The sequence below is a fragment of the Rhizobium grahamii genome (assembly GCF_009498215.1).
Lineage (GTDB): Bacteria > Pseudomonadota > Alphaproteobacteria > Rhizobiales > Rhizobiaceae > Rhizobium > Rhizobium grahamii_A.
The window spans coordinates 2,775,462-2,788,196 of the sequence record NZ_CP043498.1 but is presented as its reverse complement, the minus strand read 5'-3'; the positions used below and the strand labels follow the sequence as shown (position 1 = coordinate 2,788,196).

17 protein-coding genes are annotated in these 12,735 nt (G+C 60.4%); 10 read left to right on the top strand and 7 right to left on the bottom strand.

The genetic code is table 11. The features are described 5' to 3' along the window. The first annotated feature begins 39 nt into the window (after window positions 1–39). Window positions 40–1,104: an ABC transporter substrate-binding protein gene (locus tag FZ934_RS13510; protein ID WP_194273717.1), complete on the top strand. Its 1,065-nt coding sequence runs from the start codon at window positions 40–42 to the stop codon at window positions 1,102–1,104. Window positions 1,105–1,116: 12 nt separating this feature from the next. Here the strand turns inward: FZ934_RS13510 and FZ934_RS13505 are convergent, their stop codons facing one another. Further along, on the bottom strand, window positions 1,117–1,305 hold the full coding sequence (locus FZ934_RS13505) for a hypothetical protein (protein WP_153271487.1): 189 nt from the start codon (window positions 1,303–1,305) through the stop codon (window positions 1,117–1,119). Between the two features lie 266 nt (window positions 1,306–1,571). Here FZ934_RS13505 and FZ934_RS13500 point away from each other — a divergent pair, with 266 nt between their 5' ends. From FZ934_RS13500 to FZ934_RS13490, 3 genes are read left to right on the top strand one after another with little or no spacing between them, the layout of a single operon-like run. Further along, window positions 1,572–2,555 (top strand): Bug family tripartite tricarboxylate transporter substrate binding protein, encoded by a 984-nt coding sequence (locus tag FZ934_RS13500; protein ID WP_432443583.1) that lies wholly within the window; start codon window positions 1,572–1,574, stop codon window positions 2,553–2,555. Then, window positions 2,552–3,043, top strand: coding sequence for a tripartite tricarboxylate transporter TctB family protein (locus tag FZ934_RS13495; protein ID WP_153271485.1), 492 nt, complete (start codon window positions 2,552–2,554; stop codon window positions 3,041–3,043). Before FZ934_RS13500 ends, FZ934_RS13495 begins: the two co-directional genes overlap by 4 nt. Before the next feature lie 11 nt (window positions 3,044–3,054). Continuing rightward, complete coding sequence (locus FZ934_RS13490; protein ID WP_153271484.1) at window positions 3,055–4,572, top strand: tripartite tricarboxylate transporter permease; 1,518 nt, start codon at window positions 3,055–3,057, stop codon at window positions 4,570–4,572. A 138-nt stretch (window positions 4,573–4,710) separates the two neighbouring features. Here FZ934_RS13490 and FZ934_RS13485 read toward each other — a convergent pair whose 3' ends face one another. Beyond that, window positions 4,711–4,917: a hypothetical protein gene (locus FZ934_RS13485; RefSeq protein WP_153271483.1), complete on the bottom strand. Its 207-nt coding sequence runs from the start codon at window positions 4,915–4,917 to the stop codon at window positions 4,711–4,713. Between the two features lie 232 nt (window positions 4,918–5,149). On the opposite strand from FZ934_RS13485, the gene FZ934_RS27830 reads away from it, so the two are divergent. Further along, window positions 5,150–5,317: a hypothetical protein gene (locus FZ934_RS27830; RefSeq protein ID WP_194273716.1), complete on the top strand. Its 168-nt coding sequence runs from the start codon at window positions 5,150–5,152 to the stop codon at window positions 5,315–5,317. A gap of 120 nt (window positions 5,318–5,437) precedes the next feature. Here FZ934_RS27830 and FZ934_RS13480 read toward each other — a convergent pair whose 3' ends face one another. Beyond that, the gene (locus FZ934_RS13480) at window positions 5,438–6,529 is read right to left on the bottom strand and encodes a DUF475 domain-containing protein (RefSeq protein ID WP_153271482.1); all 1,092 of its coding nucleotides are present in this window, start codon (window positions 6,527–6,529) and stop codon (window positions 5,438–5,440) included. Window positions 6,530–6,891: 362 nt separating this feature from the next. On the opposite strand from FZ934_RS13480, the gene FZ934_RS13475 reads away from it, so the two are divergent. Beyond that, window positions 6,892–7,134 carry a hypothetical protein gene (locus FZ934_RS13475; protein ID WP_153271481.1) on the top strand — a complete coding sequence of 81 codons (243 nt, stop codon included), beginning with the start codon at window positions 6,892–6,894 and terminating at the stop codon, window positions 7,132–7,134. Between the two features lie 324 nt (window positions 7,135–7,458). Here the strand turns inward: FZ934_RS13475 and FZ934_RS13470 are convergent, their stop codons facing one another. Continuing rightward, window positions 7,459–8,019 (bottom strand): dual specificity protein phosphatase family protein, encoded by a 561-nt coding sequence (locus tag FZ934_RS13470; RefSeq protein ID WP_153271480.1) that lies wholly within the window; start codon window positions 8,017–8,019, stop codon window positions 7,459–7,461. A gap of 207 nt (window positions 8,020–8,226) precedes the next feature. On the opposite strand from FZ934_RS13470, the gene FZ934_RS13465 reads away from it, so the two are divergent. Next, window positions 8,227–8,922 carry a hypothetical protein gene (locus FZ934_RS13465; RefSeq protein ID WP_153271479.1) on the top strand — a complete coding sequence of 232 codons (696 nt, stop codon included), beginning with the start codon at window positions 8,227–8,229 and terminating at the stop codon, window positions 8,920–8,922. A 3-nt stretch (window positions 8,923–8,925) separates the two neighbouring features. Here FZ934_RS13465 and FZ934_RS13460 read toward each other — a convergent pair whose 3' ends face one another. After that, window positions 8,926–9,405, bottom strand: coding sequence for a hypothetical protein (locus FZ934_RS13460; protein WP_153271478.1), 480 nt, complete (start codon window positions 9,403–9,405; stop codon window positions 8,926–8,928). Between the two features lie 263 nt (window positions 9,406–9,668). Here FZ934_RS13460 and FZ934_RS13455 point away from each other — a divergent pair, with 263 nt between their 5' ends. The 3 genes from FZ934_RS13455 to FZ934_RS13445 all read left to right on the top strand — a co-directional run bounded on the left by FZ934_RS13455 (window position 9,669) and on the right by FZ934_RS13445 (window position 11,584). Continuing rightward, window positions 9,669–10,004 (top strand): hypothetical protein, encoded by a 336-nt coding sequence (locus FZ934_RS13455; RefSeq protein WP_153271477.1) that lies wholly within the window; start codon window positions 9,669–9,671, stop codon window positions 10,002–10,004. Window positions 10,005–10,088: 84 nt separating this feature from the next. Continuing rightward, window positions 10,089–11,246, top strand: coding sequence for a TMEM43 family protein (locus FZ934_RS13450; RefSeq protein ID WP_153271476.1), 1,158 nt, complete (start codon window positions 10,089–10,091; stop codon window positions 11,244–11,246). Window positions 11,247–11,362: 116 nt separating this feature from the next. Further along, window positions 11,363–11,584, top strand: a complete 222-nt coding sequence (locus FZ934_RS13445) for a hypothetical protein (protein ID WP_153271475.1) — start codon at window positions 11,363–11,365, stop codon at window positions 11,582–11,584. A 107-nt stretch (window positions 11,585–11,691) separates the two neighbouring features. Here FZ934_RS13445 and FZ934_RS13440 read toward each other — a convergent pair whose 3' ends face one another. Both FZ934_RS13440 and FZ934_RS13435 read right to left on the bottom strand, forming a co-directional pair. Continuing rightward, complete coding sequence (locus tag FZ934_RS13440; RefSeq protein ID WP_153271474.1) at window positions 11,692–12,279, bottom strand: hypothetical protein; 588 nt, start codon at window positions 12,277–12,279, stop codon at window positions 11,692–11,694. Beyond that, complete coding sequence (locus FZ934_RS13435) at window positions 12,269–12,505, bottom strand: hypothetical protein (RefSeq protein WP_153271473.1); 237 nt, start codon at window positions 12,503–12,505, stop codon at window positions 12,269–12,271. Before FZ934_RS13435 ends, FZ934_RS13440 begins: the two co-directional genes overlap by 11 nt. Between the last annotated feature and the right edge of the window lie 230 nt (window positions 12,506–12,735).

The following is a 12,735-nucleotide window of genomic DNA, read 5'->3' as shown; positions in this document are numbered from 1 at the left end:
TTTCTTGCGCCCATGCCGCGCCTGATGCATTGTCGATGCATGAGGAGAGCATTCATTCTGTTGCTGATGCTGTGGCCGGGCTTTGCCGTCGCGGATCCGGTTTTCTATCCGGCCGTGTCGGGGAATGAGGGCGCGCCCGTGCTCGTCGTCTATTCCTCGCTGGACGAGCCTTTGGCTCAGCCGATGATCCAGGGGTTTCAGCAAGCCAATCCCGATGTCGCGGTGCGCTACGAGGATATGCTGACGGGGGAAATCTACGACCGGATCGTGCGCGAAACGGACGCCGGCAAGCCGACGGCGGATTTCGCTTTTTCGTCGGCGATGGACCTGCAGGTCAAGCTCTCCAATGATGGCTATGCCCAGGTCAGCAACCTGCCGATGAGCGGGCTGTGGCCGAAATGGGCCAACTGGCGCAACACCGCCTATGCGTTGACGTTCGAGCCCGCCGTCTTCGTCTATCACAAGCCGAGCTTCGTCGATGAACCGCCGCCGAGCACGCGAGCGGAATTCGTCGATTATCTCAGGCGCAAGGGCGATGCCGTGCACGGGCGGATCGGCACGTATGATATCGAGCGCTCCGGCGTCGGCTTCCTGTTCATGGCCCGCGACCAGGAGCAGTTCGGCGATATCTGGTCAGTGATTGGAGCGATGGGCGCGGCGGGCGTGAAGCTCTATTCGACGAGTTCGGCCATTCTCGAGCGCGTCTCGGATGGTCGTTTCGTGCTCGGCTACAATATTCTCGGCTCCTATGCCGCCGACTGGGCCAAGCGCCATCCCGAGGTCGGGATCGTGCTGCCGAAGGATTATACAGTGGTGATGTCGCGCATCGGTCTGGTACCGCAAGCGGCTTCCAACCCGGAGCTCGGGCGCCGGTATCTCTCCTTCTTCATGTCGAAGGAGGGGCAGACGATCATGGCGCGGGAACTGCAGATCCCGGCCGTCAGCCCCGAGGTTGCCGGCGAGAATACCGCCAACACGATGCAGGAACTTCTTGGTGCGCAACTAAGGCCCGTGCCTGTTAGCCCCGGGCTGATGGTCTATCTGGACCAGGTGAAGCGCGCGCGGCTGATTGCCCACTGGAACGAAGTGCTTCGCACGCAATAATGGCTGGCGACTTTAGCGGAATTGGCAGGGCCGCTGAGCGTTTGCCAGCAGTTCCTGTTTGGTCGCGAACAACCCGAAAAGCGCGGTGAGACGCTTCTCTTCGTCCGCATCGAGGCGATGGCGGCGCGCGAACTCACTCACGCTCCAGACCTGGCGCAAGCTGTCGTTTTCGATCTTGGTGGCGTCGATGTGAGAACTCATGGCGCAATCCTCCCAGCGCGACAACGCGCGAGAGATCGCCTGGTTCCACACGATCGGAACTTTTCCACGCGAGGTTTAACTGCGGCGAAAAAGTGTCCTTGTGAGCGATGTCCGTGCCGATGTCAGCTAAATGACAGCTTGTTGTGGTCGGCTCTCATGAACTTCAGCTCCGTGGAGGCGGAGAGGTGAAGTTTCGGGAGGAGCCTGCCAGCCATATCGGACCTTGGAGTCCGTCTGCGGTGTCCTTCCCGATTCCATCGAGAACAATGCGCGGTTTCTCAGTCGCGCCCACGGAGGACACACTCGTGAAGCATACTCTTCTTACAACCATTTTCGCGGCTGCCGTCGCGCTGCCGGCTTATGCCGCCGACTACACGATCATGGCGCCTGCCGCACCCGGCGGCGGCTGGGACCAGACGGCCCGCTCACTGCAGACGGTCATGCAGAAGGAAGGAATCTCGGGCAACGTTCAGGTTCAGAACGTTCCGGGCGCCGGCGGCACCATCGGTCTCGCGCAGTTCACCGGCCAGAACAACGGCAACCCGAATGCCCTGATCGTCGGCGGCTACGTCATGGTCGGCGCCATCCTGACCAACAAGTCGCCGGTCACGCTGAAGGACGTCACGCCGATCGCCCGCCTCACCGGCGAGTATGAGGCGATTGTTGTGCCGGCTGCCTCCGACATCAAGACAATCGCCGATCTCGTGGCCAAGCTGAAGCAGGATCCGGGCTCGGTTTCCTGGGGCGGCGGTTCGGCCGGCGGTACCGATCACATCGCGGTTGGCCTGATCGCCAAGGCTGCCGGCGTCGATCCGACGAAGATCAACTATGTGGCCTTCTCCGGCGGCGGCGAAGCGCTGGCCGCTATTCTCGGTGGGCAGGTGACTGCCGGCATTTCCGGCTACGGCGAGTTCGAATCGCAGGTAAAGGCTGGCCAGCTGCGGCTTCTGGCCGTTTCGAGCGAAAAGCGCATCGACGGCGTCGACGCTCCGACGTTGAAGGAATCCGGCCTCGATGTCGCCGTCGAGAACTGGCGCATGGTTGCCGCCGCCCCCGGTCTCTCGGCCGAGCAGACGGCTCAGATCACCGCCGATTTCGACAAGCTTTCGAAGTCCGAAGGCTGGCAGGAAATCCTGAAGACCAAGGGCTGGGCGAACACCTACCTCGCCGGCGATGCCTTCAAGGCGCAGCTGGACAAGGACGTTTCGGCCACCGAAGGTATCCTCAAAGAGATCGGACTTGTTCAATGAGCAAGGGTAACGAACCCTTGGCAACGAAGCGCCGCCCCGATTGGGCGGCGCTCACCATTGCCATCTGTCTTTTCGCCGTTGCCGCCGTCATGCTCTGGGATGCCTCGCATATGCGCGCCATCGCACAATATGACCGCATCGGTCCGTCAACCGCGCCCAAGGTCGTCGCCTTCGGGCTGATCGGTCTCGGCATCTGGACGATCTTCGAAGCTTGGCGCGGGGAGTTTCCCGAGCGCGAGCATCAGGAGGTCGCGCCGGTGGTCTGGATCGTCGCCGGCCTTGCCGCGCAGATGCTGCTTCTCAAGACGGCAGGCTTCTCGATCGCGACAGGTGTTCTGTTTGCCTTCACGGCCGCCGGCTTCGGACGCCGCAAGCTCTGGATCACGATCCCTGCGGGCATCGTCTTCAGCTTCGTCGTCTGGGTGATCTTCGCGAAGCTCCTGCAGCTGACCCTGCCTGCCGGGCCGTTCGAACACATCTTCTTCTAGGATTGGATGCGATGAGCACCTTCGAATTCCTCTTCCAGGGCATCCTGGTCGCCATGCAGCCGATGAACCTGATGTATGCGCTCGTCGGCGTTACGCTCGGCACCGCAGTCGGCGTACTGCCGGGCATCGGCCCGGCGCTGACCGTCGCCCTTCTTTTGCCTGTCACCTACAAGCTCGATCCGGCCGGTTCGCTGATCATGTTCGCGGGCATCTATTACGGCGGCATGTACGGTGGATCGACCACATCGATCCTTCTCAACACGCCTGGTGAAAGCGCCTCGATCGTGACCGCGCTGGAGGGCAACAAGATGGCCCGAGCGGGGCGTGGCGGGCCGGCGCTGGCGACTGCAGCGATCGGTTCCTTTGTCGCCGGCCTGATTGCCACGCTTGGTCTTGCCTTCATCGCACCTTACATCGTCAAGCTTGCGCTGGTGTTCGGGCCGCGAGAATACTTCGCGCTGATGGTGCTCGCCTTCGTGACCGTCTCCTCGGCATTCGGGGATTCGGCGCTGCGCGGCCTGACGTCGCTCTTCATCGGTTTTGCGCTTGCCATGGTCGGCATCGACCAGCAGACCGGACAGGCGCGTCTTTCCTTTGGCGTTCCAGATCTGCTCGACGGCGTCGAGGTGACGACGCTTGCGGTCGCCATGTTTGCGATCGGCGAAACACTCTACATTGCCGCCCAGGGCAACAACATCGCGGAGAAGGTCGAGGCCGTCAAAGGCTCGCTCTGGATGACGGCGGAAGACTGGGGCCGCTCTTGGAAGGCATGGCTGCGTGGCACGCTGATCGGCTTTCCGATCGGTGCGATGCCGGCGGGCGGCGCCGAGATCGGGACGTTCCTCTCCTATGCCACGGAAAAGCGTTTGGCGAAGAACCCCGAGGAATTCGGCCATGGGGCGATCGAAGGCGTTGCCGGTCCGGAGGCTGCGAACAATGCCTCGGCGGCCGGTACTCTGGTGCCGCTTCTTACGCTCGGCCTGCCGACCACTGCGACGGCAGCGATCATGCTCGCAGGCTTCCAGCAATACGGCCTGCAGCCGGGCCCGCTGCTGTTTGCGAACAATCCGCAGATCGTCTGGGGTCTGATCGCCAGCCTGCTGATCGCCAATGCGATGCTTCTGGTGCTCAACCTGCCGCTGATCGGTCTTTGGGTGCGGCTGCTGACGATCCCGAAGCCGTGGCTCTACGCCGGCATCCTGCTGTTCGCGACGCTCGGCACGATCGGGGCCAACCCGTCGGTCTTCGAACTCGGCATGCTTCTCGCCTTCGGCGTGCTCGGCTACATCATGCGGCTGTTCGGCTATCCGATTGCGCCTGCGGTTGTCGGCTTGATCCTCGGTCCGCTCGCGGAGCAGCAGCTGCGTCGGGCGCTTGCGATCAGCCAGGGTGACGTCTCGACACTGGTCATGTCGCCGATCGCAGCCGGTCTTCTGATCGTCGCGGCCGCCGCCTTCATCATCCCGTTGATCCTGCGCCTGCGTGGACGCGGCCAAGTTCTGTCGCAGCTTGCTGCGAACGAGGACTAGAATAAAAAGACTGCCCGAACCCCTCAACTGTGGCCGGCGATGGAGACATCGCCGGCCTTTTCGCTTCCGGGCCGGAAATGCGAAAGGCCGCCAATGCGAATTGGATCGGCGAGGAGGTCGCCTGCGAAAGAACGGGCTCTAGAGAACGATGGCGATCTCTGACAGGCAGGCCATGAAGGCAGCATTCTTGCGCGCGAGTTGTGAAATCAGCTTCAGGACCATGTTTCGGTCGATGCCGCCGAGCGGTCGGGATTTTCCGCTGCGGTAGACAATGGTCAGACTCCGCTTTGCTTCATGGTATTGAAGCTCAGCAACCCTTCTTGATCGGACTACCAGTTTTTCCATGTCAGCACCAAGCCATGTGGTCTACGATCGCCTTTTTCTAATCTATCACCGCGCGCCGGGATTGCCTCTTCATCAAATTGGACGAACTCTGTATCCATAGCTTTGCGCGCAGCCGACCTCTTCTCGCTGTTCGCTTGTTCTTGCATGGCAGGGCTGAATTTCCACCGCTTGTCGCAACCATTGCGAAAGCTCATATGTAAGCGGTCAATTATAAAGCAAAGCGAGAAAGAAAATGTCCTTCCGTAAGTCCATTCGCGATGGTTTCCTTGGTCGCGCCTTCGCGATGATCGGTGCTGCGAATGCCGTCAGCGCCACCATCGAAAGCGGCCGCCGCCCGAAGAATCGCGATCTGCGCGAACTCGGCATCGACCCGAGCATGTTCGGCAGAATCAATCACTAAGCGCTTCGGCGCCACTCGGCGGTCAGCGATCGCCGGATACGAAATAGCCCGCAACCGGATGGTCGCGGGCTTTATTTTTGGCTTGATGGAAGCCGCATCGATTGATGCGGCCTGCCGATATCAGGCGTGCAGTTCCTTGCGGGCTTCGGTGTGTGCCTCGGCCCGTTCCTTCCTGTTGTGACGGATCGACGACCAGAGCGAGATGCCGATCAGCGTCGCGCCGCCAAGGCCGGTGATGACCTCGGGGATATGGAACATCGTCTGCACGTACATGATCACCGAGAGGATCAGGATCGCGTAGAAGGCGCCGTGCTCGAGGTAGCGATACTCCGCAAGCGTCCCTTTCTCGACGAGCATGATCGTCATCGAGCGCACGTACATGGCGCCGATGCCGAGGCCGATGGCGATGACGAAGAGATTTTGCGTCAGCGCGAACGCACCGATGACACCGTCGAAGGAGAAGCTCGCATCCAGCACTTCGAGATAGATGAAGGCACCGAGACCACCCTTGGCGGCAGCGCTCATCGTCTGCTGCGAGGCATCGAGCAGACCGCCGATCACCTCGACCGCGAGGAAGGTCAAAAGGCCGTAGATCGCGCAATGCACGAAGGTCGTGGCTTCTTCCTCACCGAGGAACGAGGAGAACACGAGGACAAGCGCGAGCACGAACGCGATCTCGATCCCCTTGATCGTCGCCGACCGAGCCATGAGCTTTTCAAGCCCAGCGATCCAGTGAACATCCTTCTCGTGATTGAAGAAGTAGTTGAGGCCGACCATCATCAGGAAGGTGCCGCCGAAGGCCGCGATCGGGAGATGCGCGTCGTTCATGATGCGAGCGTATTCGGCGGGCTCGCGGGCGGCAAGCACGAGGGCTTCCCATGGGCCGATCTTCGCCGCGATCGCGACGATCGCAAGCGGGAAGACGATACGCATGCCGAAGACGGCAATGACGATGCCCCAGGTCAGGAAGCGATGCTGCCAGACCGGCGTCATCTCTTTCAGCTTGTTGGCATTGACGATGGCGTTGTCGAAGGAGAGCGAGATCTCCAGCACCGCGAGCACGGTACAAATGAAGAAGACGGTCGCCATGCCGCCGAGCGTGCCTGTCGTTTGCCAGCCAAGGGCTGCGCCCAGCGCCAGACCAACGGCCGTGACGATGAAGGACCAGGTGAAGTAGCTGAGGGTCGATTTCTGCTTGGCGGAGGCGGTCATGGGCGCACCTCGCAGCCAGAGACGATAGTGGAGAAGGTGGATAATTGGAAGAAATGCGGCATACCACAACGGGCATGCACATGAGGCATGGTGAGCTTTTTCATCGATGAAAAATCCGCCGGCTAAAGCTGCAGGCGGTACCGACATCACGAGAGCGCCGTAAAAACTCTCGCCAGAGGGGCCCGGCACCAGGTTGACCCATCGGCCGATGTCCGAGGCCGTGGGATAGAGCGAAGGTAGTGAACTCCGCGCGTCAATCAAGATGGCAACAGAGCCCCGTGCTCTTTTCTTGGAACTATCCGTCGCCGCTGTCGTTAGTCCCCCATTCAGCGCCAATATGCGAAATGAAAAGGAGGCCGACTATGCATCCCCCGACCCATACTCCTGACAAGCGCACCGAAAAGTCCGACCGCATGAAACGGGCGCGTCCGAACCGCATGAAGAAAGCGCAGGTCCTGCCGCCGCATCATGTCGACCTGACACTTCCGAACGGAGTTTTCCAGGGTGTTCGCGTCCCAGCGCACGTTAGCGGCGGCGACCTCTCGAAGGGCGGTCCTACTCCAGCCGGAGAAGACGATCCGACACTTGCGAAGCCGCGCCGCTGATCCTTTCGACAGCCGTAACCGCTCCAACTCATGGGAAGATGATGAAAGTAGTTCCAGTACCGCATGACATCTATGTAAAGCACGAGAACGAGTGGGAGGCGCTCCGCGCCGCGCATGATAACCGCGCCGATCGGGACCGGATCGCAATCGGTATAAGCTCTTCGCGTGAGGTTCCGATCAATTCGCGACCAGGTGATCCCTGCACTCCGGCAGGCATTTAAAAGCCGACCGAACCGGCGACGTGCAGTCCCTGCAATACAGAACATCGATGGTGGCGCGCAGCGCCATCATCCTCGCCATTGGCCCACCGGTTGATTGGCCGCGTCAGAAGCCGATCGTTTCCTCGAAATCGTCCCAGGACCGGTACATTTCATAGCGACCGATACCCGGAATTGCGAAATGCCCGAAATAGGGGCTGAGCTGAAACTCCGCGAAAGCCTCGCTGAGCTTTGCGACTGCGCCGACGTAGATGGCGGAGGCCAGGCCGGTGCGGTTGGCGCCGTGTTCGCAATGAATAAGCAGCGGCTTCGGTGCATCCGCCATCAGCTTGGCCAGACGCTGCGCCTCGGAGACCGGAAGGTCTTTCGACGACGACATCGGGAAATCGATCAGCGTGATCCCGTTGCCTGATGCAGCCTGTTCCTCGTTTCGATACCAGTCGGTGCGTGCCTCGTCGCGAAGGTTCACGATGGTCTTGATGCCGTAGTTTTCCGCGTAGACCCTGACATCGGCGCTGCTCGGCTGCGCCGAACGGTAGAGTTCGCCGGGAATGACTTCGTGGAAATTCCCCGTCAGCTGTTCGATGCCGGCATGGGCAAGAACAAGCAGCGCGGCCGCGCCGATCACTCTGACCGGCCATTTCAGGAATGCAAATCGCAACTTCATACTCAAGATCTTCTACACCGATGGCACTTCACCAGCTTAGCTGGGGGCCGGCATGGCGAATGCCCAGTGCTTCACGGAAAAATGACGAGTGGTTCCCTAGAGGGCGATTGTTGCGAGGATGTGGCAGGCGAGGGGAATCGGCGTCGTCGCCAACCTTTCGGAAAGGATTGCGCGGCGATAATTCGGCCCTCAACGGAATCGGACGCCATGGCCAAGACAGCAACTCGCCGCCGCAAGACATCATCGCGATCGAAAGCACAGGGGGGCAGTGCCATCCCGTGGGCGATCATCGGGGTTCTCGCCGTCGGCGGCATCGCGGTCTACGACAACTGGAAGAGCGTGAAGCCGATGCTGGCATCGGCGCGCACATCGGCGCCGGCTCTCACGCATCCGACGTCGGTGGCGCGAACCGAACCGCAGCGTGACGCCGGCCCGAAGCAGACCGCATCGATCGCGTCGACATCGCGTGTGGTGCCGCCGGCTTCCGTGCCTGTTCCGGCCAAGTCACCCGCCGCTGCGGAAAAAGCCGTTCCGGTCTCGCTTTCGCCTGCCGAGACACAGTCAGCGAAAGCCGCGTTCGGCTATTGCGGGCAGGGCGAACACATCAACTGCGTCGCCGATGGCGGCACCTTCTGGTACAAGGGCGAGAAGATCGTCATTGCCGACATCGTCAGCCCGGCGATCGATACGGCGCGCTGTGACGGCGAACGCAAGGCGGGCTTCGCCGCCAAGCTGCGGTTGCTCACTCTGCTGAACGCCGGTTCGTTTGCGATGAATGCCGCCGGGCAGCCGGGCAAGGCGGGATCGCCGCGCGTCGTTTCGCGCGACGGCCGTTCCATCGGTACGCAATTGATCGGCGAGGGGCTTGCCCGCAAGCCTGGCAGCGGCGCGTGGTGCGCCTGAGCCTTATTTCTGCTTCGGTGCCTTGCCGTTGGTGCGGAAGCTGCCTGTGAAGGCGGTGTCCGTGCTTTTGGCGGTGCATTCGATAACGACCGACTTGCCGCTGTAGGGGTTGCCCATCGTGCAGGAGCCGGTGACCTTCACCTGACCCGTCATCTTCTGGCCGGCACCGGTGACCACGAGGCTCAGCGGCATGCTGACATTACCCTCGGACGCAGGCTTGATCTTCGTGCCGTCGCCCTGGAAGCCGAGCATCTTGCCGCCGGCGCTGAGGATCAGAGTAACCGTGCCGTTCATCAGGGTAACGCTGGCGAGCTCCGGTTCGCATCCCTTACTGGCATCGACCTTGCCGACCACCAGCTTGGCGCACTTGCCTGACAGCGTCAGAGCGCCGGGAGCGCCCGGGAAGTTCTGCGGTGCGGCATATGCTGTCGATGCGGAGGCTGTTGCCAGCAGGCAGGCAGCCGCCATTCTTGCGTAGTTCATTCCATTACCCCTTTTTGCGCGTGGCCGACGCCACGAACATTTTCATCGTATGCACTGCATTGCATGCGTCTTTGTTCGAATTTGGTCAGGCAGCAAATGGTTTCAATAGGTTTTGGCCTGGGCGTGCGCCACCAATCTTTTTTCGAGCGGATGCGGCGGTATCGCGATCCCACCAGAAATGGGCTGTCTCCCCCTCTTTTCAATCAGCTGATTCCACGACTAAGAATTCTCGCGCCCCCAGATTGGGTAAGAGGATGAAAAACATGAAAAAATTGAATATTGCGGCAGTTGCTACGGCTGCTTGCATTCTGTTTGCCGGTGCTGCCAACGCGGAAGACCTTGTCTTTACACTGAAGAACGGCACGAATTCCGTTCTAACGAACTTTTATACATCGCCCGTCGGCGTCAACGAGTGGGAAGACGATGTTTTCGGCAAGCAGGTTCTTAACCCCGGCGAAAGCATGGACATCACCATCGCCGACGGTCGCGAGACCTGCAAGTACGACATGAAGTTCGAGTTCGAGGAAGGCTCCAACCTCGACACCACGACGGACACGCAGAATCTCTGCGAAATGAGCTCCTACACCATTCACGAATAAGCAGGGCTCAGGCCCTACAATATGGAAGTCCCGCGCGGTCAGCGCGGGACTTTTCCTTGGCGCCTTCCGAGAGCGGATCAGAACATGAGCTATACCGAAACGACCTATTCGTCCTGGTTCGAAAGGATCAAGAAGGCGCTGGTGGGTATCATTATCGGGCTTGTCCTGCTCGTCGGTTCGATCTGGCTGCTGATCTGGAACGAGGGGCGCGCCATCACGACTTACCGCGCGCTCGAGGAAGGCGCAGCGCAGGTCGTTTCGATCGATGCCCTGACGCATGATCCCGCATTCGACGGCAAGCTCGTGCACATCAGCGCTCCTGTGTCCGTGGAGGGGCGTGTGCAGGACGATATGTTCGGCGTTTCGGCTGAGAATGCCGTTGCGATCTCCCGTAGCGTCGAGATGTACCAATGGGTCGAAAAGAGCGACAGCAAGACAGAAAAGAAGGTCGGCGGCGGCGAGGAAACCACGACCACCTACACCTATGGCAAGGAATGGCGCTCGGAGCCGGTGCGCTCCAGCGAGTTCAAGCATCCCGACGGCCATGACAATCCCGGCAGCATGCCGGCCAGCGAAACTTTCGTCGTCAAGGGGACGCATGTCGGCGCCTTCGAGGTGCCCGCGCAGATGGTCGCCGATATCGGCCAGCACGCAGGTCTCGCGATGACCGACAACGACGTCTCGGCGGTCGCCGCCGCTCTCGGGGGCGATCGGCCGGTCAAGCGGGATGGGGACGGTGTCTATGTCGGAGATCGGTCCTCCGACCCGGCTGTCGGTGATCTCAAAGTTTCCTTCGATCGTGTCGATGCCAAGGAGGCGAGTTTCGTCGGAAAGCAGCAGGGCAGCAGCCTGACGGCCTATACCAGCGGCAATGGTCGCGAGATATTCCTGAGCGCCGGCGGGCGTATCGATGCCGCCTCGATGTTCAAATCCGCCGAATCTGAAAACAACATCATCGCCTGGCTGCTGCGTGCCGCGGGCCTGGTTCTGATGTTCATCGGTTTCGTCTGCATCTTCGCGATCTTCGGCGTTATCGGCGATGTCATTCCCTTCATCGGGTCCATCGTCAGCTTCGGCACGTCGCTGCTCGCATTCGTGCTGACGCTCGTTCTCGGCTCGCTCGCCATCGCGTTCGGATGGCTGGCCTACAGACCGCTGCTGGCGGCGGGCATCATTGTGGTGGCTCTCGTGGTGGCGGTCGTCGTCGTTCGCCGCCGCTCGGCTGCGGCAAAGCCTGCGTAGGCATCGGGGCGCGCGCCCTGGACGTGCGCCGAAATGACGCTTCGCCAATGCGCCGCCGCGCCATAGCTAACTCTGTGGCGGGCAGAATTCGCCCGCGAAGCCAACGGAGGAATGCGATGATCAAGACAGCGGCTTTAAGCCTTGTGATCCTGGCAGCCGGAGCGCTGCCGACTTTGGCTGCGACTCACTACTACGTTGCGCATGAGCCAAACAGTACGAAATGCAGCGTGGTTTCGAAGCGCCCTGACGGCAAGATGATGGTTGGTGTCGGCGGCTCTCACAAGACCAAGGCTCTCGCGGACTCGGCAATGATGTCAGCGCCGGCCTGCAAGATGTAACGTTCCGATCTGCGTCGCAAAACAGCGCCCGCCACGTGGCGGGCGCTGCCGATTGGCTAAGGATGCCATGCGCGCCCACACACCCCCCTTGAAATCGGAAACGCTGCTTATTTTGCATTGTGGGTGAACCAATTGCGCGCTTGGGACGTAATCCCTTTGTCGTCACCGACGAAGGCAGTCCTATGAAGCGTGTTTTTCAATTGGCCGGCTTGATCGCCATGGTGATCGGACTTTCGCTGGTCGCGTTCGCCAGTGGTCGAATCGGGGATGCGTCGATCGTCCGTTTCCATGAGGATTGGGTCTATGTCGGCATGGCTATCGCCGTCGTGGGGCTCGCGCTGACGTTTGCCCGTGCGCGTTAGACCTGTTTCTATTGCGTGCCGCAGGATCCAACCATCGAGCTGCAGAGCAGATACGGTGCTCAGCCCTTTAACCCGGAACTCCGCGAATTGCATACTTGTGAAACTGGGTTTGCGGGGATCTGCGTGGCTTAGCAACACCCCAAATCGCCGTCGCAGTTCGCGCTCAAGATCGGATGGGTCGGTCATGCCTTCCTGAAAAAGATTGATCAGGAAACGCCCCGAGACGTTGGTTGACGGCCACACTTCCCCGGTGTAGCCGGCGTCGCCTAAGACCTTTCGCAAAAGGTTGATGTTTTCGTTCGTGAGATATTCCGGCAGTTGTTCAGACGACATCGTAATCTCCTTTGATCGGAGCGACGCCCGCTAGCCGATGTTTGTTTGTTGTCTCAATCGTAGCGGTTTTAACTCGACGAATGACGCTTTGTTCTGCCCGCTCGTCTGGTCCTTCAAGAGAGTGCATGTCGGCCGTAACATATGACGCCCGTTCAAGAATCCGGCGAAGAATTAGATGCTCGCTCACTGTTGGCGACGATTTGCTCCAGATCACGGTCGTCACCATGGTGATCCCTCCAGCAGGAGATACAATAGAGAGAATAGAGCGACCACGACGAGCGTTCGGCTGAACACATCGTACATTTGCTGACGTAGGTGGCTGAGGGTGGAAGACATGACGTCCTCCTTTGATTGGGGCGAAGGCAATATCCTTCCCGGCAGGGCCCGCTTTCAAATCTGCCGTTCTTTAGATTTATCTGATGATTAAGTCTTATTTACGTGTGGCTCGGAACATGT

What these genes read in the sequence shown, in the direction of transcription:
- FZ934_RS13485 (WP_153271483.1), bottom strand. Translation starts at nt 4,917, where the DNA reads ATGGAAAAACTGGTAGTCCGATCAAGAAGGGTTGCTGAGCTTCAATAC.
- FZ934_RS13465 (WP_153271479.1), top strand. Translation starts at nt 8,227, where the DNA reads ATGGCCAAGACAGCAACTCGCCGCCGCAAGACATCATCGCGATCGAAA.
- FZ934_RS13450 (WP_153271476.1), top strand. Translation starts at nt 10,089, where the DNA reads ATGAGCTATACCGAAACGACCTATTCGTCCTGGTTCGAAAGGATCAAG.
- FZ934_RS13440 (WP_153271474.1), bottom strand. Translation starts at nt 12,279, where the DNA reads ATGTCGTCTGAACAACTGCCGGAATATCTCACGAACGAAAACATCAAC.
- FZ934_RS13460 (WP_153271478.1), bottom strand. Translation starts at nt 9,405, where the DNA reads ATGAACTACGCAAGAATGGCGGCTGCCTGCCTGCTGGCAACAGCCTCC.
- FZ934_RS13470 (WP_153271480.1), bottom strand. Translation starts at nt 8,019, where the DNA reads ATGAAGTTGCGATTTGCATTCCTGAAATGGCCGGTCAGAGTGATCGGC.
- FZ934_RS13500 (WP_432443583.1), top strand. Translation starts at nt 1,572, where the DNA reads ATGCGCGGTTTCTCAGTCGCGCCCACGGAGGACACACTCGTGAAGCAT.
- FZ934_RS13455 (WP_153271477.1), top strand. Translation starts at nt 9,669, where the DNA reads ATGAAAAAATTGAATATTGCGGCAGTTGCTACGGCTGCTTGCATTCTG.
- FZ934_RS13495 (WP_153271485.1), top strand. Translation starts at nt 2,552, where the DNA reads ATGAGCAAGGGTAACGAACCCTTGGCAACGAAGCGCCGCCCCGATTGG.
- FZ934_RS13480 (WP_153271482.1), bottom strand. Translation starts at nt 6,529, where the DNA reads ATGACCGCCTCCGCCAAGCAGAAATCGACCCTCAGCTACTTCACCTGG.
- FZ934_RS13510 (WP_194273717.1), top strand. Translation starts at nt 40, where the DNA reads ATGAGGAGAGCATTCATTCTGTTGCTGATGCTGTGGCCGGGCTTTGCC.
- FZ934_RS13505 (WP_153271487.1), bottom strand. Translation starts at nt 1,305, where the DNA reads ATGAGTTCTCACATCGACGCCACCAAGATCGAAAACGACAGCTTGCGC.
- FZ934_RS13490 (WP_153271484.1), top strand. Translation starts at nt 3,055, where the DNA reads ATGAGCACCTTCGAATTCCTCTTCCAGGGCATCCTGGTCGCCATGCAG.
- FZ934_RS13445 (WP_153271475.1), top strand. Translation starts at nt 11,363, where the DNA reads ATGATCAAGACAGCGGCTTTAAGCCTTGTGATCCTGGCAGCCGGAGCG.
- FZ934_RS13435 (WP_153271473.1), bottom strand. Translation starts at nt 12,505, where the DNA reads ATGGTGACGACCGTGATCTGGAGCAAATCGTCGCCAACAGTGAGCGAG.
- FZ934_RS27830 (WP_194273716.1), top strand. Translation starts at nt 5,150, where the DNA reads ATGTCCTTCCGTAAGTCCATTCGCGATGGTTTCCTTGGTCGCGCCTTC.
- FZ934_RS13475 (WP_153271481.1), top strand. Translation starts at nt 6,892, where the DNA reads ATGCATCCCCCGACCCATACTCCTGACAAGCGCACCGAAAAGTCCGAC.